Raw genomic sequence first — 16,301 nt, 5'->3', positions numbered from 1 at the left:
ACTTCGTCACTGGCCCGACGCGGGGCGCGGCGCTAGCCTTCGGGCATGCATTATCCGAAAGGTCCGTTCATGCGCATTCTTCCCGCGATTGCCGTCCTAGCCCTTGGGGGCGCTGCCGCAGGGTGGTGGATCACCGCGCCCGCCCCCCTGCCCGCCACCACTTTCGAGGGGCTGACCGGCGATGTCCTGCGCGGCGAGACGGTCTTCACCGCCGCGGGCTGCGCCTCCTGCCACATGGCGCCGGAGGCGGAAGGGGATGCGGAACTGATGCTGGCGGGCGGGCAACGCTTCGCCTCGCCCTATGGCACCTTCATCGCCCCGAACATCTCGCCTTCACCGCAGGGTATCGGCGGCTGGTCGGTGGCCGATCTGGGCAATGCGCTGATGCGCGGCGTCTCGCCCGAGGGGGCGCATTACTACCCTGCCCTGCCCTATGCCTCTTACGCCAAGATGCAGCCGCAGGACGTGGCCGACATCCATGCCTATATGCAGACCCTGCCCCCGTCGGATGCCGCCAGCCTGCCGCATGAAATCGCCTTCCCATTCAACATCCGCCGCAGCCTTGGCGTCTGGAAGGCGCTCTACCTGACAGAGGGCTGGGTCATCGACGGCGACCTCACGCCCGAAGAAATCCGCGGCCGCGAAATCGTCGAGGCGCTGGCCCATTGCGGCGAATGCCACACGCCCCGCACCGCGCTGGGCGGGATGGATACCGCCCGCTGGCTGGCAGGCGCGCCCAACCCCTCAGGCGAGGGGCGCATCCCCGGCATCACTCCCGCCCAATTGACCTGGTCCACGGGCGAGATCGCGACCTATCTCACCAGCGGCTTCACCCCGGAATATGACAGCGCGGGCGGTCATATGGCGCATGTGGTGGAGAATATGGCGAAACTCCCCCAAAGCGACCGTCAGGCGGTGGCGGCCTATCTGAAGAAGGTGCCCGCGGTCGAATGATCGCGGCCTCGCCCTCCTGCTTGTGATTGCGGGAAACCCCCATCCATGGTAGCCCTGTAAAAAAACAGAGCAGTATGGTGTATCCGATGAACAGGCTAACGGGCGGCGCGCTTGCGCTGTGTCTTGGGGTATTTCCCCTGCCGGTCTTGGCGCAGGGGATGGAATCGCTGTCCTTCACGGGCGATCTGGAATTCGAACATACCCGCCGCAACGGCGCCTCTGGCACGCGGGTCGGCGGCGATCTGATGCTGCGCTTCGAAGGCCCCGTGGGCTTTGAACTGGGCGGCGACATCGACCACGATCTGGATACCGGCACCGATGCCTCGCTGCCCTATCTGGCCATCACCTTCGGCGTGGGTCCGGGCGAACTGGCCCTCGGCGCGCCGCAGACCGTGGTGGACAGCCTGATCGAGATCCCCGTTTTCGCGGGCAACCGCGAGAGGCAATTCGCCTTCGACCAGCGCGGCACCTCCATCGTCACCGGGCTTGCCAAATCTCTGGGCGAACAGGTCTATGGCGCGCGCTTCACCGGCGAAGGCGGGGCGCTGCGCTATGGCGCCTCGATCCACCGCATCACCCATCAGGCGGGCACCCATTGGCAGATCGCCGGTGAATACCAGACCGGCGGCACCCAGATCGAAGGCGCGATCGAGGGTGAGGATGGCAATCTGGGCGTCACCGTGGGGGCCAACCATCAGGCGGGCCAGTTCGACATGGGCCTCTACCTGACCAGCCAGCGCATCGCGGGCGACAGCGAGGTGGCGGTGGGCTATGTCGGCTTTGCCGTGACCCCGTCGCTGACCCTGCGCGGGCATCTGCGCACCGAGGATGGCACCGTCAGCGGCAACATGATCGGCATCGCGGCGGAATACGGCTTTTCCAACGGGGCCTATGCCCAGTTCGGCGCGGCGGATGGCAACAATACCAGCATGGCGCTGGATGCCTCGGTGGGCATCAAGTTCTGACCCCTCGCAGGGCGACCGCACCCATCGGGTGCGGTCTAGGCTGACGGTTCAGCCGCGACCCAGTTTCGCGTTCCGCGCCTCGCGCAACCGCGCGAAATCGTCGCCCGCATGATAGGATGACCGCGTCAAGGGCGTGGCCGAAACCATCAGGAACCCCTTCCCATAGGCCGCCGTCTCATAGCCCTTGAACTCTTCGGGCGTGACGAAACGGGCGACGCGGTGATGCTTTGGCGTTGGTTGCAGATATTGCCCGATGGTCAGGAAATCCACATCCGCCGCGCGCATGTCGTCCATCACCTGCAGCACGGCCTGCCGATCCTCGCCCAGACCCACCATGATCCCCGATTTGGTGAACATGCCGGGGTCCAGTTCCTTCACCTTCTGCAACAGCCGCAGCGAATGAAAATAGCGGGCACCGGGCCGCACCTCGGGGTAAAGCCCCGGCACGGTTTCCAGATTGTGGTTGAACACATCGGGCCGCGCCTCTACCACCGTCTCCAGAGCGGAGGGCGGGCATTTCAGGAAATCGGGCGTCAGGATCTCGATCGTGGTGCCCGGCGCGCGATGCCGGATCGCGCGGATGGTCTGGGCGAAATGCTCCGCCCCGCCATCCTCCAGATCGTCGCGGTCCACGCTGGTGACGACCACATGCGACAGGCCCAGTTCCGCCACGGCATGCGCCACGCGCCCGGGTTCAAAGGCATCCAGCGTCTGCGGCTTGCCCGTCGCCACGTTGCAGAAGGTGCAGCCGCGCGTGCAGATCTCGCCCATGATCATCATGGTCGCGTGCCCCTGCGACCAGCACTCGCCCACATTCGGGCAGCCCGCCTCTTCGCAGACGGTGACCAGCTTCTTTTCCTTCAGGATGTCGCGGGTCTTCTTATAGCCCTCCGAGGTCGGGGCCTTCACCCGGATCCATGCCGGTTTCTTCGGCTGTTCATTGTCCGGGCGATGCGCCTTTTCGGGATGGCGCTGGTCGGGAAGTTTCAGGTCGCGCACCGGGGCCTCCTCGGTTCTGGCGTGGCCAAGACATAAGCCCTTGGCGCGCGGGGCGCAACGCGTGAGGGTGACGCGGCCACGGATGCAGGAACCGGAATTGATGCAGGTCATCCACAGGCTTTCCACCCCCTGCTAGGAAAGCGCCAACCGACGGAGACCCACCCCGGATGACGCTGCCCACCCTTGCCCTCGCCCTGATCCTCCTGCTCCTCACGCCGGGGCCGACAAACACGCTCATCCTTCTGGCATCGGCCGAGCGCGGGCTGCCCCGCGCCCTGCGGCTGATTCCTGTGGAACTGGCGGCCTATCTGGCGGCGATCCTGCCCTTGGCGCTGCTGTCCCAGTTACTTGCGGCACAGATCGGCCTCCTCCGGCCCATCATCGCCACGCTGGCAGGGCTATGGGTCCTTTATCTGGCATGGACGATGTGGCGCACGGGCCCCGGAACGGCAGGAACCACCCTCGTCTCGGCCCGCCGCATCGCGGTGACCACCTTCCTCAACCCGAAGGGTCTGGTCATGGGCCTTGTCCTGATCCCGGCGGCGGGACTTACGCCCGCCTCCGTCGCCGTGCTGGCAGGCTGCATCGCCGCCGTGGCCCTTCTCTGGGCCTGCGCCGGAAGCATCCTGCCCCGCGCCGAAAGAGGCTTCCCCCCGCGCATCACCCGGCTGGCCGCGCTCTGGTTGGCTGGCCTGTCGGTGATGATCGTGGCGGGGGGCCTCTCGGCCTGATCCCCTAGCCGATCATCGACCGCCCCACCTTCTCGTCATAATGCCGCTTCAACCGCTGCAGGGCGATCCGCAGCACGATCTTTCCCGACCGAGCCGCCCATCCCATCCGCCGCTCGGTCGTTTCGATCCCTTCCAGAAAACAGCACACCCGCAAGGCCACATCCCCCAGCCCCGGCCCCAATTCCCGCAGCGCCTCCGCCACCCGATCCCGCGCCGCGCGCGGCCCCTCTGCCGTCCCGCCGCCCGATCCGAACCCGCCGCGATCCGCCCCCGTCAGGAACCGTTCCCAGTTCTGCGCGACACGCGGCCCCATCTGCGCCAGTTCGAAATCCTCGCGCAGCCGTTCCGCCACCCGCACCAGTTCCACCGAAAGATAGGGTTTCCCATCCCGACCCAGCTTCCGCCCCAGCGCGCAGACCGGGCTTTCCGCCGCATTGTAGCGCAGCTTCCGGCCATCCGCCGGGTCCGCCGCCCCTTCCACCATGTCGCGATGCTGGTCGGCATAGATGAACTGCGCCTCGCGCACGCCCCCCGCCCGCATCTCCTCCTCGGCCAGAAGACGCCGCAGCGCGGCTCGCCCCGCCCCGGTGATGCGATAGACCGCGATCCGCCCCTGCTGGTCGCAGATGATCCAGTCCTTCAGGGCGAATGCCTGCGCCACCGCCCGCTCCACCGTGCAAAGCCGCGCCTGCCGCCCCCCCGGTTCCGGGCGCAGCACCACCGCGCGCTCCATCTCGGCCGAGACGGCAAGGAAGGCCTCCGGTTCGATCATCCGGCGCAGCACCCGCCGCGCCTCGGCGGCAAGGGTGGCCGCATCCTGCGGCATGGTGTCGGGGCGGGCATGGGCGGTCATGGTGTCCTCATCTGTTGAGGACGATCCCCCACCCCATCCCATCACGGTCGCCCGCAGGGATTCGAAGGCCGCATCCACCAAGGGATCGTCCCGGCGCGTCTCGCACTGGCGGACCTGCCGCAGCACGGTCGAGGCCGAAACCCCGTCCCGCCGCGCCAAGGCCCGCAGGCTCGTGCCCACGGCGGTATGATCCAGGTAATGCAGCACCGACAGCGGCAGCCACGGCGGCAGCGTCGGCATCGGGGAAGGGATCGTCAGCTTCTGCATGGCATGTCTCTGCCCGTCCCCGGTGAATGGACCCATGATGCAACCCAAGCGAGAATTGGTTACCCAATGGTTAATGAAGGCGGGCAATTCGGATGATTGTTCCCGAACTGTAAACAAAACCGTACATCGCCGCGCGCTGACACGGCCCCCGACGCAACACCCCACCGTCCGGCGCTACTCTGGCGCCCTTGTCGATGGAGAGTGCCATGTCCCCCGCCGCTGCCCCCCTGCCCCGCCCGCTTTCCCAGGAACCCGAGGCCGAAGCCCCGTGCCAACGCCGCCCCCGGCTGCTGCTGGATGCCGCGCGCCTTGGTCTGGCCGATTACCGCGCCTCGCGCGATCTGCCGCGCATCATCGGCCCCCATGTCCCTACCGCGGCCATCCTCCCCCGCCTCACCGCGCGCGAGGCCCGGATGGAGGCCGCCCGCCGCGCCGGCGACCCGTCATGGTCCTGCATGGATCACGTCGAACTATTGATCGCGCTGCTGGCCGAACGGGCGATGCGCGAATGACAAAGGGGCCGCCCGCAGGCAGCCCCCTCCCAGATCCTGCGATGCGTCCGCATGTCAGATGAAGGCGTCGGGCATCGAGGCCTTCTTCTTCGCCACATAGTCATCCAGCGCCTCGCGGATGCCCTCGTCCAGCGCGGGCTGCTGATAATCGTTCAGCTGCTTCTTCACCCGCTCATTGGCCAGTTGCATCGTGTCGCGCGACCCTTCCTCGGCCCATGTCTCGAAGGGCTTGTAATCCAGCAGGTCCGACCGCCAGAAGGCCGACTTGAAATTGGCCTGAGTATGCTCGCAGCCCAGATAGTGACCGCCGGGGCCGACCTCGCGGATGGCATCCATCCCCTGCCCGTTCTGGTCCATGATGATCCCCTGCGCCAGATGGTGCAGCGTGCCGAGCTGGTCGGCATCCATCACGAACTTCTCGTAGGAGGAGACGAGGCCGCCCTCCAGCCAGCCGCAGGCATGGAGCATGAAGTTCACCCCCGCCAGCAGCGCCATGTTCAGGCTGTTCGCCGTCTCATAGGCCGCCTGCGCGTCCGGCAGCTTCGACCCGCAGAATGACCCGCCCGAACGGTAGGGCAGGTTCATCCGCCGCGCCAACTGCCCCGCGCCATAGGTGATATGCGCGGCCTCCGGCGTCCCGAAGGTCGGCGCGCCAGAGTTCATGTCGATCGACGTGACGAAAGCGCCGAATATCACCGGCGCGCCGGCGCGGATCAGCTGGGAATAGGCCACGCCCGCCAGCACCTCGGCCAGCACCTGCGTAAGCGTCCCCGCCACCGTCACCGGCGCCATCGCGCCGCCCACGATGAAGGGCGAGATGATCGCCGCCTGATTGGCCTTCGCATAGACCTCCAGCGCGCCCATCATGATCCCGTCGAAGGTGAGCGGGCTGTTGATGTTGATGAGGCTCGTCATCACCGTGTTCTGGTCGACGAAATCCGACCCGAAGAGCAGCTTCGACATCTCCACCGAATCCGCCGCGCGGCTGGGCTCCGTCACCGACCCCATATAGGGCTTGTCGCTCAGCACCATATGGGCATGCAGCATGTCGAGGTGACGCTTGTTCACCGCCACGTCGGTGGGTTCGCAGACCGTGCCGCCCGAATGGTGCAGCCACTTGGACATGTAGCCCAGCTTCACGAAGTTCTGGAAATCCGCGATCGTCGCATAGCGCCGCCCGCCTTCCATGTCGCGCACGAAGGGCGGACCATAGACCGGGGCCAGCACCAGCGACTTGCCCCCGATCTCCACGTTCCGCGCCGGATTGCGCGCATGCTGGGTGAACGACGACGGCGCGGTGGCACACAGCTTGCGCGCCAGCCCACGCGGGATCCGCACCCGCTCGCCCTGCACATCCGCGCCCGCATCCTTCCAGCGCTTCAACGCCTCCGGGTTCTCGACGAAATTGACGCCGATCTCCTCCAGCACCGTCTCGGCATTCCACTCGATGATCTCGAGCGCCTCGTCGTTCAGGATCTCGAAATTCGGGATGTTGCGCTGGATGAACTTCGCGGTGTCGAGGCTGACCGCCGTCCGCTCCGCCCGCCGCGCCGACCCGCCGCCGCCCCGCGCCCTGCGCCCTGCCCCGGCCACTGCAAGATCGGTGTCGCTCATCGTTCTCTCCATAGGCTCCCGCAGCCCTTGCAGGCCGCACATTTTCCGCCCTTATGCGCCCAAACCCCTCTCCCCCGCCCGATGAATGCGGCGCTTGAGGTGCAAAAGCGACATGCGCCCATGTCGGCGGCGACCCTGCCTCCTTCCCCGTTGCCCAAATATCCCACGGGGGTCCGGGGGTGTGAAACCCCCGGCTTCGCTGCCCTTGGCCCCTTGCGAAATCGGCCTGCAAAGGCTACGCGGGCGCATGACCCAGAGCACCCACGACCGCCTCCTCATCATCGACTTCGGCAGCCAGGTGACGCAGCTGATCGCGCGCCGCCTGAGGGAGCTGAACGTCTATTGCGAGATCCACCCCTTCAACAAGGTGGACGACGCCTTCCTCCGCGCCTTCGCGCCCAAGGCCGTGATCTTTTCCGGCGGTCCGGCCTCGGTCTTTGCCGATGGCGCGCCGATGCCGCCTGCGGGCGTCTTCGACATGGGCGTGCCGATCCTCGGCATCTGCTACGGCCAGCAGGTGATGATGCACTGCCTCGGCGGCAAGGTGGAACGCGGCCACGGCACCGCCGAATTCGGTCGCGCCTATGTCACGCCCACCGACGCCAAACTCCCGATCCTCGACGGCTGGTTCGAAGACGGGCGCGAACAGGTCTGGATGTCCCACGGCGACCACGTCTCGGCCATCGCGCCGGGGTTCCAGGTTTACGGAACCTCCCCCAACGCCCCCTTCGCCATCACCGCCGATCCGGCCCGCCGCTTCTACGCCGTGCAGTTCCACCCCGAGGTGCACCACACCCCCAAGGGCGCGAAACTCTACGAGAATTTCGTGAAACTCGCAGGCTTCAAGGGCGACTGGACGATGGGCGCCTATCGCGAAGAGGCGATCCGCAAGATCCGCGAACAGGTGGGCGACCAGAAGGTGATCTGCGGCCTCTCCGGCGGCGTGGATAGCTCCGTCGCGGCGGTCCTGATCCACGAGGCGATCGGGAATCAGCTCACCTGCGTCTTCGTCGACCACGGCCTGTTGCGGCTGGGCGAGGCGGAACAGGTCGTGACCATGTTCCGCGACCATTACAACATGCCGCTGATCCATGCCGACGAGTCCGACCTCTTCCTCGGCGCGCTCGAAGGCGTCTCGGACCCGGAAGTCAAACGCAAGACCATCGGGCGGCTCTTCATCGAGGTCTTCGAGAAACACGCCAAATCCGTCGGCGGCGCGACCTTCCTCGCCCAAGGCACGCTCTATCCCGACGTGATCGAATCCGTGTCCTTCAGCGGCGGCCCCTCCGTCACCATCAAGTCGCATCACAACGTGGGCGGCCTGCCGGAAAAGATGGGGATGAAGCTCGTCGAACCGCTCCGCGAACTCTTCAAAGACGAAGTCCGCGCGCTGGGCCGCGAACTCGGCCTGCCCGATGCCTTCATCGGCCGCCACCCCTTCCCCGGCCCCGGTCTGGCGATCCGTTGCCCCGGCGAGATCACGCGCGAGAAGCTCGACATCCTGCGCCGCGCCGATGCCGTCTACATCGACCAGATCCGCAAGCACGGCCTCTATGACGAGATCTGGCAGGCCTTCGCAGCCATCCTGCCGATGCGCACCGTGGGCGTGATGGGCGACGGGCGGACCTATGACTACGCGCTGGCGCTCCGTGCCGTGACCTCGGTCGACGGGATGACGGCGGATTACTACCCCTTCACCCACGACTTCCTCGGCGAGACCGCCACCCGCATCATCAACGAAGTCCAAGGCGTCAACCGCGTCTTCTACGACTGCACCTCGAAACCGCCGGGGACGATCGAACTCGAATGATCCGCCTCTCCGGCCGCCTCGTCTGCATGACCGAGGAGGAGCGCGCCGCGGTCCTCCTCCACCGCCCCGCCCATGTGCTGGCGACGCGCGCCGAACCGGGCTGCATCAGCTTCACCATCGACGACACCGACGATCCCCTGATCTTTGACGTCAGCGAAACCTTCCGCGACCGCGCCGCCTTCGACGCCCACCAGAGCCGCACCCGCGACAGCGCATGGTTCGCCGCCACCCGCCACATCCTGCGCGACTTCCGGGTGGAGGAACTGCGCGACTGACGCCGCGCGTCACCCCGCTCCCGATTTCGCCGTCTTTCGGTGGAATCATCCCGCATCATTTCGATGAAGGACATTTCCCATGCTCGGCGAAACCCTAGGGATGATCCTGGCCATCCCCCTTACGATCTACGCCTTCCTCAGCGTCCCGCTCTACCCCGTCGCGCAGGTGGTCGTCGTCATTCTCCGTCGCGGTCCGGTCATGTGGCTGGCCCTCCTGCCCATCGCGCCGATGGCCTATTCCTACACGGTCTTCAACGAATACTGGCAGCAGGGCGGCAACCTGTCGCCGCTGATCCTCCTCTTCTCCTCCTCCTTGGCCCTCACCTGGATCCTCCTCACCGGCTGGTTCGCCCGCCCCCGCGACTTCAACGCGATCCTCGACCGCTGGTGGCCGCGCTGGTGGGATTGACGCCCGCCCACCCCCCGGTCCTAATCTCCCTCAGGGAGGACAGGACCATGCAGGCAACGCGGCTCATCGACATCGGCATCATCCGCACCGAAGAGGTGCCGATCCCCACCCCCGCCCCCGGCGAGGTGCTGATCCGGGTGGAGGCCTGCGGCATCTGCGGCACCGACCGCCACCTGCTGCATGGCGAATTCCCCTCCAAACCGCCCCTCACGCTCGGCCACGAATTCGCGGGCATCGTCGTGGGCTGCGGCGAGGGCGTCACGATCCCCGAAGGCACCCGCGTCACCTGCGATCCGAACACATGGTGTGGCCGCTGCGAGAATTGCCTGCGCGGCCGCGTGAACCTCTGCCTGAGGAACGTCGCCACCGGCCTTGGCCGCGACGGCGGTTTTGCCGAATTCTGCGCCTTCCCGGCCCACAAGGCCCATATCCTCCCCGCCGACCTGAACCCCCTGCATGGGGCCTTCTGCGAACCCCTCGCTTGCACCCTCCACGGCATCGACATCGGCGCGCCCAAGGCGGGCGAACGCGTGATGATCCTTGGCGGCGGCGTCATCGGCATGCTGGCCCTGCAACTTTGCGCCCTCGCCGGGGCCGAGGTGATGCTGGTCACCCGCTCCACCTCGAAACAGGCGCTTGGCCGCAGGCTGGGCGCGGCAGAAACCGCGGGGACCGAGGCAGAGGCCCGCGCCCTCTGGCCCAAGGGGGCCGATCTCGTCGTGGAATGCGCGGGCGTGACAGATACCGTCGAATCCGCCCCCCGCCTGACCCGCGACGGCGGGCGCGTCGTCATCCTCGGCGTCCTGCCCGCAGGCCAGAAGGTGCAGATCGAACCCTTCGACCTCCTCTTCCGCGAGGTCCAGTTCCTCTCCTCCTTCATCAACCCCTTCACGCAGGAACGCGCCGCCGCCATGATCGCCGCAGGACGCCTGCAACTCGACCCGCTGATCTCCCGCACCCTGCCGCTGGAGGAGGCCGCCGCCGCCATCGCCGCCCCCGCCCGCCCCGGCGAAATCCGCGCCATCGTCCTGCCGCAGGGCTGATCCCATGCAGCAGGTCTTCGCCCCCGGCCTCTTTGCCGGAAAGGTCATCCTCGTCACCGGCGCTGGCGGCGGCGTCGGCGGGGCCACCGCCCGCCTCCTCCACAGCCTCGGCGCGACCGTCGCCGCCACCGACCTGCGCGCGGAAGCCCTGACCGGCCTTCCCGCCGCCCTCCACCTTTCCGCCGACCTGCGCGACGTCACCGCCTGCGAAACGGTCATCCAGACCACCCTCGCCCGCCTTGGCAGGATCGACGCCGTGGTCGCCGCCGCGGGCCTCTGGGTCGAAGGCCCCTCGGAAGAGGCGACCGAAACCGACTGGTCCGCCTGTATCGACGTGAACCTCAAGGCCACCTTCTTCCTGATCTCCCGCGCCATTCCCGCACTGGCCGAAACACAGGGCACGGTGGTCGCCATCGCCTCGGATGCGGGCATCGTCGGCAATGCCGGGGCCGCGATCTATTGCGCCTCCAAGGGCGGGGTCGTCCTCATGGTCCGCGCCCTCGCCCGCGAACTGGCCCCCCGCGGCATCCGCGTCAACGCGCTCTGCCCCTCCGACATCGAAACCCCGATGCTCGCCTATCAGGCCGCCCGCTTCGGCGAGGGCGACCCCGAAGGCTACCTCTCCCGCCTGCGCGCCCATTACCCGCAGGGGCAATCCGCGCGCTTCCTCACCCCCGACGAGGTGGCGGCACAGGCGGCCTTCCTCCTCTCCCCCGCCAGCGCGGGCGTGACGGGCGCGGCGGTCATGGTGGATTTCGGCCTGACGGCAGGCTACTGAACCCCGTCTGGCACTGGACAATCCCCCCCGCCCGCAGGACTGTGCCGCCATGACGCAGACCCACCGCCCCCTCGCCGCCGCCCTCTGGATGACCGGTTCGGTCTTTTCCTTCACCGCCATGGCCATCGCGGGGCGCGCCGTCGCGGGCACGCATGACACGTTCGAGATCATGCTCTGGCGGTCCGTCCTCGGCTTCGCGCTGGTGTTGGTGGTGGCGGGCAGCCTGAACCGCCTGCGCGAGGTGCGCCGCGACCGCATGGGTCAGCACCTTGTCCGCAACCTCTTCCATTTCACGGGGCAGAACCTCTGGTTCTGGTCGCTGACGATGATCCCGCTCGCGCAGGTCTTCGCGCTGGAATTCACATCGCCCATCTGGGTGATCCTGCTCTCGCCGCTGGTTCTGGGAGAGAGGCTCACCCGCGTCCGCCTCTTCGCCGCCGCCATGGGCTTCGCGGGCATCCTCCTTGTCGCGCGCCCCGATTTCGCGGCGCTGGATGCGGGCGTCCTTGCCGCCGCCGCCTCGGCCATCTGCTTTGCCGCCACCAACCTGATGACGAAGAAACTGACCCGCGGCGAAAGCATCGTCTCCATCCTCTTCTGGCTGACGCTGATGCAGGGGGTCTTCGGCCTCGTCATGGCGGGCCATGACGGGGTGATCCGCCTGCCCACCGCTGAAACCCTGCCATGGCTGGCCGTGATCGGCTTCTGCGGCCTGCTCGCGCATCTCTGCATCACCACGGCGCTCTCCCTCGCCCCGGCAAGCTATGTGATCCCCATCGATTTCGCCCGCCTGCCCGTGATCGCGCTGGTGGGGGTTCTGCTCTATGCCGAACCGCTCGACCCGCTGGTGATCCTCGGCGCGCTGATCATCTTCATCGGGAATTTCGCCAATATCCGGGCCGAAACGCGCAAGCCTGCAACACTCCCCCCCGTCACAAATCCGTGACGTGGCGTCATGAATTGACCCAATTTCCGCCCGGACCTACCGTTACCCACAGAAAGGCACGTCGGGGAAAGCGTGCGGGAGGGATACGGATAATGTCAGTGATCAAGTCAGCCTTCGGTGCGACAACCGCACTTGTTCTAGGAACGCTCTCCGCGCAGGCGGGCGGGATCGAGCGGTCAGGTTTCAACCCGGGCTTCCTGTTCGAAAAGGGAAACTGGGTTGAATTGAGCTTCGGTTCCGTCTCGCCCAGCGTTTCGGGGACGCAGGCAATCCCGACCGGTGCGCCCTTCCCTGCCTTGCCTGCTGGCGGCAGCTCGGGCGACATGGCCCCCCGCTACACGACCGTTGCCGGGGCGCTGAAATTTCAGCTCAACGATCAGTGGGCAATCGGTGTCATCGTCGACCAACCGCTTGGCGCGGACGTCGACTATGGGGCCGCGACCTATCTCTACGGCGTCGGGCTCGGCTCCACCGCGGAAATCAATTCCTTGGGCGTGACCGTCCTCGCGCACTACCGCTTCGACGAACGGACCAGTGTATACGGCGGGATCAAGTCGGAAACCGTGGAAGGCCGCGTCGCCCTCTTCAATGGCTATACGATGAACTCGTCCAAGGAACAGGACTTCGGCTTCGTCCTCGGTGCGGCCTACGAGATCCCCGAGATCGCCTTGCGCGTGGCTTTGACCTACACATCTGAAATCGAACACGACTTCACCGCGCAGGAATTCCTTCCTGCCCCCGGTCCGGGTGCGATCACCACGAACTTCACCACCGTCACGCCCCAGTCGCTTGCCCTCGACTTCCAGACGGGCGTTGCAGAGAACACGCTGATGTTTGGCTCGGTGAAATGGCGCGATTGGTCCAACTTCGCCATTCGTCCGACCGGTTTCGCCGGGGCGACGGGCGGATCGGCCCTCGTATCCTACGCCAATGACACGATCACCTACACTTTGGGCGTGGGTCGCCGCTTCTCGGAAACTTGGTCCGGTGCGGTCTTCGTGTCGCATGAAGCCTCGCATGGCGGCTTTTCCGGAAACCTTGGCCCGACCGACGGCTATACCAGCGTCGGCCTCGGCGCGACCTACACGCAGGACAACATGAAGATCACCGGTGGCGTGACCTATGCGATGATCGGCGATGCCGTGACTGAGGCGCCGTCGCCCGCACCGGCCGGCACGACCTTCGGCCGTTTCACCGACAACAGCCTAATCGGCGTCGGTGTCAAGGTCGGCTGGAGCTTCTGATCCACCACCATAGAACCCCACCGCAAACCCCGCCCCCGTGGCGGGGTTTCGCATTTTTCCGGGTGTATTCCGTCCCGCGCTTGGGTATCACGCGGCAATCAGGGCGCGGGGGCAGGCATGATCTACCAGACAGGGGCGGAATTCCAGGCGGCGCGGGAAAAGCGCGTGCTGCTCTTCGGCATGTCGGGGCTGGGAAAGACCCATCTCTCCAACCTCCTGCGCGACGCGCCCAAGGATCAGGGTGGCGGCTGGTTCCACTATTCCGTCGATTACCGCATCGGCACCCGCTACATGGGCGAATACATCGCCGACAATTTCAAACGCGAGGCGATGAAGGTCCCGCTCCTGCGCGAACTCCTGATGACCGACAGCGTCTACATCGCCTCCAACATCACCTTCGACAATCTCGCCCCCCTCTCCACCTATCTGGGCAAGCCCGGCGATCCCGCCCGCGGCGGCGTTGCCTTCGCCGAATATTGCAAACGTCAGGCCCAGCACCGCGAGGCGGAAATCGCCGCGCTCCACGACACGCTCCGCTTCATCGACCGCGCCCGCGACATCTACTGCTATGAGAACTTCGTCTGCGACAGCGGCGGGTCCATCTGCGAGGTGGTGGACGCCGCCGATCCCGCCGATCCGGTGATGAAGGCGCTGTCCGACAACCTCCTCCTCGTCTGGATCAAAGGGTCCGAGGCGCATCGCGACGAACTCATCCGCCGCTTCGACCGCGCCCCGAAGCCCATCTATTACCAGCCCGATTTCCTCGCCTCCCTCTGGGCCGAATATCTCGCGCAGGAAGGCCGCCCGGAAGATCAGGTCGATCCCGACGCCTTCCTCCGCTTCGGCTATGCCCGCCTCCTCAACCACCGCCAGCCGCGCTATGCCGCCATGGCCAACTGGGGCATCACCGTCACCGCCGAAGAGGTGGCCACCGTCCGCACCCCCGCCGACTTCCATAGCCTCATCGCGACGGCGCTTGATCGTCGCGCCCCCAGCGCCTAGATACGCCCCCTGATTGAACCGACGAGTTTACCAATGCCCATCACCCTGCCCGAGACCCTGCCCGCCTATGACGTTCTGCGGAACGAAGGCGTCATGGTCATGTCGCCCGAACGGGCGGCCCGGCAGGACATCCGCCCCCTGCGCATCGGCCTTCTGAACCTGATGCCCAAGAAGATCCAGACAGAGAACCAGTTCGCCCGCCTGATCGGGGCCACGCCGCTGCAGATCGACCTGCACCTGATCCGCATGACGGAACACCAGACCCGCAACACCGCCGCCGAACACATGGAAACCTTCTACCGCCCCTTCCAGGACGTGAAGGGCGAGAAATTCGACGGCCTCATCATCACCGGTGCCCCCATCGAACACCTCCCCTTCGAGGAGGTGACCTATTGGGACGAACTCTGCGAGGTCTTCGACTGGACGCAGACCAACGTGCAATCCACCTTCGGCGTCTGCTGGGGCGGGATGGCCATGATCAACCACTTCCACGGCGTGCAGAAACACATGCTGCCGAAAAAGGCCTTCGGCTGCTACCGCCACCGCAACCTCGCGCCGACCTCCCCCTATCTGCGCGGCTTTTCGGATGATTTCGTCATCCCGGTCAGCCGCTGGACGGAAATGCGGCAGGCCGAAATCGACGCCCGCCCCGCCCTGCGCACCCTGCTCGGGTCCGAGGAAGTGGGTCCCTGTCTGGTCGAGGATGCCTCCCACCGCGCGCTCTACATCTTCAACCATTTCGAATATGACAGCGACACGCTGAAACAGGAATATGACCGCGACGTCGCAAACGGCACCCCGATCAACGTGCCGATGAACTACTATCCCGATGACGATCCGCAGCGCCCGCCGCTCAATCGCTGGAGAAGTCACGCGCATCTTCTATATGGCAACTGGATCAATGAAATTTACCAATCCACGCCATATGAGATCGCTGAAATTGGCACTTAGTCTCCTGCTTGCCGCAACCGCCCTTGGCGGCTGCGCCCTCCTGACCGACCGCCGCGCCAGCGCCCGCGAAGCCGCGGCCGAGGCCGCCTATCCCCCGACGGGCCGGATCGTCACCGTGGACGGCATCCCCGTCCATGCCCATGTGCAGGGTCAGGGCCCCGACCTCGTGCTGATTCATGGCGCCAGCGGCAATACCCGCGACTTCACCTTCGCGCTGGTGGACCGTCTGGCGCAGGACTACCGCGTCATCGCCTTCGACCGCCCCGGTCTGGGCTGGACCGGCAGCATGGGCCCCGACGGCATCAGCCCCATGATGCAGGCAGCGCTCCTGCAGAAGGCCGCCGATCAGCTTGGCGTTACCCGTCCCATCGTGGCGGGCCATTCCTATGGCGGGGCCGTCGCCATGGCCTGGGCGCTGACCGATACGCCGGATGTCTCGGCGGTCGTGGTCCTCTCCGGTGCCACGATGCCATGGCCCGGTGGCCTTGGCGCCTATTACGCCGTCACGGGCAGCCGCATCGGCGCCGCAACCGTGATCCCCGCCCTCACCGCCTTCGCCACCGAACGCCAGACAGACCGCATCGTCGAGGCCATCTTCACCCCCCAGACGGCCCCCGAAGGCTATACCGAATACGTGGGCATCGGCCTCACCATGCGCCGCAGCACCCTGCGCGACAACGCCCTGCAGGTAACGCGGCTCAAGCCCCATGTCACCCGCATGGCGCAGGAATACCCGCGCCTCGACCTGCCCGTCGAAATCCTGCACGGCACCGCCGATGACGTGGTTCCCGCCCGCATCCATGCCATCCCGCTTGCCGACCTCCTGCCGCAGGGTGACCTCACCCTGATCGAGGGCGCGGGCCACATGCCCCATCACAGCCATCCCGATGACGTCATCGCCGCCATCCACCGCGCCGCCCGACGCGCCGGATTGCGCTGATCGCTCCC

The 16,301-nt window shown here is 66.5% G+C and carries 17 protein-coding genes; 14 read left to right on the top strand and 3 right to left on the bottom strand.

Translation table 11 applies throughout. From position 1 onward, the window contains the following. Positions 1-69: 69 nt before the first annotated feature. Together TabM4_RS09430 and TabM4_RS09425 are read left to right on the top strand one after the other, a co-directional pair. Positions 70-954 (top strand): c-type cytochrome, encoded by an 885-nt coding sequence (locus TabM4_RS09430; protein WP_434621637.1) that lies wholly within the window; start codon positions 70-72, stop codon positions 952-954. Positions 955-1,040: 86 nt separating this feature from the next. Then, on the top strand, positions 1,041-1,919 hold the full coding sequence (locus TabM4_RS09425) for a hypothetical protein (RefSeq protein WP_434621634.1): 879 nt from the start codon (positions 1,041-1,043) through the stop codon (positions 1,917-1,919). 48 nt (positions 1,920-1,967) lie between these two features. On the opposite strand, the gene lipA is transcribed toward TabM4_RS09425, so the two are convergent. Beyond that, the gene (gene lipA, locus TabM4_RS09420) at positions 1,968-2,918 is read right to left on the bottom strand and encodes a lipoyl synthase (protein ID WP_434622004.1); all 951 of its coding nucleotides are present in this window, start codon (positions 2,916-2,918) and stop codon (positions 1,968-1,970) included. Positions 2,919-3,085: 167 nt separating this feature from the next. On the opposite strand from lipA, the gene TabM4_RS09415 reads away from it, so the two are divergent. Then, complete coding sequence (locus tag TabM4_RS09415; protein WP_434621631.1) at positions 3,086-3,649, top strand: hypothetical protein; 564 nt, start codon at positions 3,086-3,088, stop codon at positions 3,647-3,649. A 4-nt stretch (positions 3,650-3,653) separates the two neighbouring features. Here TabM4_RS09415 and TabM4_RS09410 read toward each other — a convergent pair whose 3' ends face one another. Further along, positions 3,654-4,769, bottom strand: a complete 1,116-nt coding sequence (locus TabM4_RS09410) for a DUF6456 domain-containing protein (RefSeq protein WP_434622002.1) — start codon at positions 4,767-4,769, stop codon at positions 3,654-3,656. 206 nt (positions 4,770-4,975) lie between these two features. Between TabM4_RS09410 and TabM4_RS09405 the strand changes: the two genes are divergently transcribed. Continuing rightward, positions 4,976-5,281 (top strand): DUF6477 family protein, encoded by a 306-nt coding sequence (locus TabM4_RS09405; RefSeq protein WP_434621628.1) that lies wholly within the window; start codon positions 4,976-4,978, stop codon positions 5,279-5,281. Positions 5,282-5,335: 54 nt separating this feature from the next. Here TabM4_RS09405 and TabM4_RS09400 read toward each other — a convergent pair whose 3' ends face one another. Continuing rightward, positions 5,336-6,895: a trimethylamine methyltransferase family protein gene (locus TabM4_RS09400; RefSeq protein WP_434621625.1), complete on the bottom strand. Its 1,560-nt coding sequence runs from the start codon at positions 6,893-6,895 to the stop codon at positions 5,336-5,338. A 247-nt stretch (positions 6,896-7,142) separates the two neighbouring features. Here TabM4_RS09400 and guaA point away from each other — a divergent pair, with 247 nt between their 5' ends. The 10 genes from guaA to TabM4_RS09350 all read left to right on the top strand — a co-directional run bounded on the left by guaA (position 7,143) and on the right by TabM4_RS09350 (position 16,293). Next, positions 7,143-8,705, top strand: coding sequence for a glutamine-hydrolyzing GMP synthase (guaA, locus tag TabM4_RS09395; protein ID WP_434621622.1), 1,563 nt, complete (start codon positions 7,143-7,145; stop codon positions 8,703-8,705). Further along, on the top strand, positions 8,702-8,980 hold the full coding sequence (locus TabM4_RS09390) for a putative quinol monooxygenase (protein ID WP_434621619.1): 279 nt from the start codon (positions 8,702-8,704) through the stop codon (positions 8,978-8,980). Before guaA ends, TabM4_RS09390 begins: the two co-directional genes overlap by 4 nt. A gap of 79 nt (positions 8,981-9,059) precedes the next feature. Then, on the top strand, positions 9,060-9,389 hold the full coding sequence (locus tag TabM4_RS09385; protein ID WP_434621616.1) for a hypothetical protein: 330 nt from the start codon (positions 9,060-9,062) through the stop codon (positions 9,387-9,389). A 47-nt stretch (positions 9,390-9,436) separates the two neighbouring features. Continuing rightward, complete coding sequence (locus TabM4_RS09380) at positions 9,437-10,432, top strand: zinc-dependent alcohol dehydrogenase family protein (RefSeq protein ID WP_434621613.1); 996 nt, start codon at positions 9,437-9,439, stop codon at positions 10,430-10,432. 4 nt (positions 10,433-10,436) lie between these two features. Continuing rightward, positions 10,437-11,210: an SDR family NAD(P)-dependent oxidoreductase gene (locus TabM4_RS09375; RefSeq protein WP_434621610.1), complete on the top strand. Its 774-nt coding sequence runs from the start codon at positions 10,437-10,439 to the stop codon at positions 11,208-11,210. Between the two features lie 49 nt (positions 11,211-11,259). Then, positions 11,260-12,156 carry a DMT family transporter gene (locus TabM4_RS09370; RefSeq protein WP_434621607.1) on the top strand — a complete coding sequence of 299 codons (897 nt, stop codon included), beginning with the start codon at positions 11,260-11,262 and terminating at the stop codon, positions 12,154-12,156. Between the two features lie 92 nt (positions 12,157-12,248). Further along, positions 12,249-13,400, top strand: coding sequence for an outer membrane protein transport protein (locus tag TabM4_RS09365; RefSeq protein WP_434621604.1), 1,152 nt, complete (start codon positions 12,249-12,251; stop codon positions 13,398-13,400). A 117-nt stretch (positions 13,401-13,517) separates the two neighbouring features. Further along, positions 13,518-14,402 (top strand): ATPase, encoded by an 885-nt coding sequence (locus tag TabM4_RS09360; RefSeq protein ID WP_434621601.1) that lies wholly within the window; start codon positions 13,518-13,520, stop codon positions 14,400-14,402. Positions 14,403-14,435: 33 nt separating this feature from the next. Next, positions 14,436-15,353, top strand: coding sequence for a homoserine O-acetyltransferase MetA (gene metA, locus TabM4_RS09355; protein WP_434621598.1), 918 nt, complete (start codon positions 14,436-14,438; stop codon positions 15,351-15,353). Further along, complete coding sequence (locus TabM4_RS09350) at positions 15,328-16,293, top strand: alpha/beta fold hydrolase (RefSeq protein WP_434621595.1); 966 nt, start codon at positions 15,328-15,330, stop codon at positions 16,291-16,293. The genes metA and TabM4_RS09350 overlap by 26 nt, the downstream gene beginning before the upstream one ends. Positions 16,294-16,301: the final 8 nt, after the last annotated feature.

Origin of the sequence: Tabrizicola sp. M-4, assembly GCF_051132405.1 — a bacterium.
Classification (GTDB): Bacteria; Pseudomonadota; Alphaproteobacteria; order Rhodobacterales; family Rhodobacteraceae; genus Paragemmobacter.
This window is presented reverse-complemented; position numbering and strand designations above follow the sequence as displayed.

Coding starts and splice junctions, on each gene's coding strand:
- TabM4_RS09380 (WP_434621613.1), top strand. CDS start 9,437: ATGCAGGCAACGCGGCTCATCGACATCGGCATCATCCGCACCGAAGAG.
- TabM4_RS09350 (WP_434621595.1), top strand. CDS start 15,328: ATGAGATCGCTGAAATTGGCACTTAGTCTCCTGCTTGCCGCAACCGCC.
- TabM4_RS09370 (WP_434621607.1), top strand. CDS start 11,260: ATGACGCAGACCCACCGCCCCCTCGCCGCCGCCCTCTGGATGACCGGT.
- TabM4_RS09375 (WP_434621610.1), top strand. CDS start 10,437: ATGCAGCAGGTCTTCGCCCCCGGCCTCTTTGCCGGAAAGGTCATCCTC.
- guaA (WP_434621622.1), top strand. CDS start 7,143: ATGACCCAGAGCACCCACGACCGCCTCCTCATCATCGACTTCGGCAGC.
- TabM4_RS09390 (WP_434621619.1), top strand. CDS start 8,702: ATGATCCGCCTCTCCGGCCGCCTCGTCTGCATGACCGAGGAGGAGCGC.
- TabM4_RS09430 (WP_434621637.1), top strand. CDS start 70: ATGCGCATTCTTCCCGCGATTGCCGTCCTAGCCCTTGGGGGCGCTGCC.
- TabM4_RS09400 (WP_434621625.1), bottom strand. CDS start 6,895: ATGAGCGACACCGATCTTGCAGTGGCCGGGGCAGGGCGCAGGGCGCGG.
- TabM4_RS09405 (WP_434621628.1), top strand. CDS start 4,976: ATGTCCCCCGCCGCTGCCCCCCTGCCCCGCCCGCTTTCCCAGGAACCC.
- TabM4_RS09425 (WP_434621634.1), top strand. CDS start 1,041: ATGAACAGGCTAACGGGCGGCGCGCTTGCGCTGTGTCTTGGGGTATTT.
- TabM4_RS09385 (WP_434621616.1), top strand. CDS start 9,060: ATGCTCGGCGAAACCCTAGGGATGATCCTGGCCATCCCCCTTACGATC.
- TabM4_RS09410 (WP_434622002.1), bottom strand. CDS start 4,769: ATGCAGAAGCTGACGATCCCTTCCCCGATGCCGACGCTGCCGCCGTGG.
- TabM4_RS09360 (WP_434621601.1), top strand. CDS start 13,518: ATGATCTACCAGACAGGGGCGGAATTCCAGGCGGCGCGGGAAAAGCGC.
- metA (WP_434621598.1), top strand. CDS start 14,436: ATGCCCATCACCCTGCCCGAGACCCTGCCCGCCTATGACGTTCTGCGG.
- TabM4_RS09365 (WP_434621604.1), top strand. CDS start 12,249: ATGTCAGTGATCAAGTCAGCCTTCGGTGCGACAACCGCACTTGTTCTA.
- TabM4_RS09415 (WP_434621631.1), top strand. CDS start 3,086: ATGACGCTGCCCACCCTTGCCCTCGCCCTGATCCTCCTGCTCCTCACG.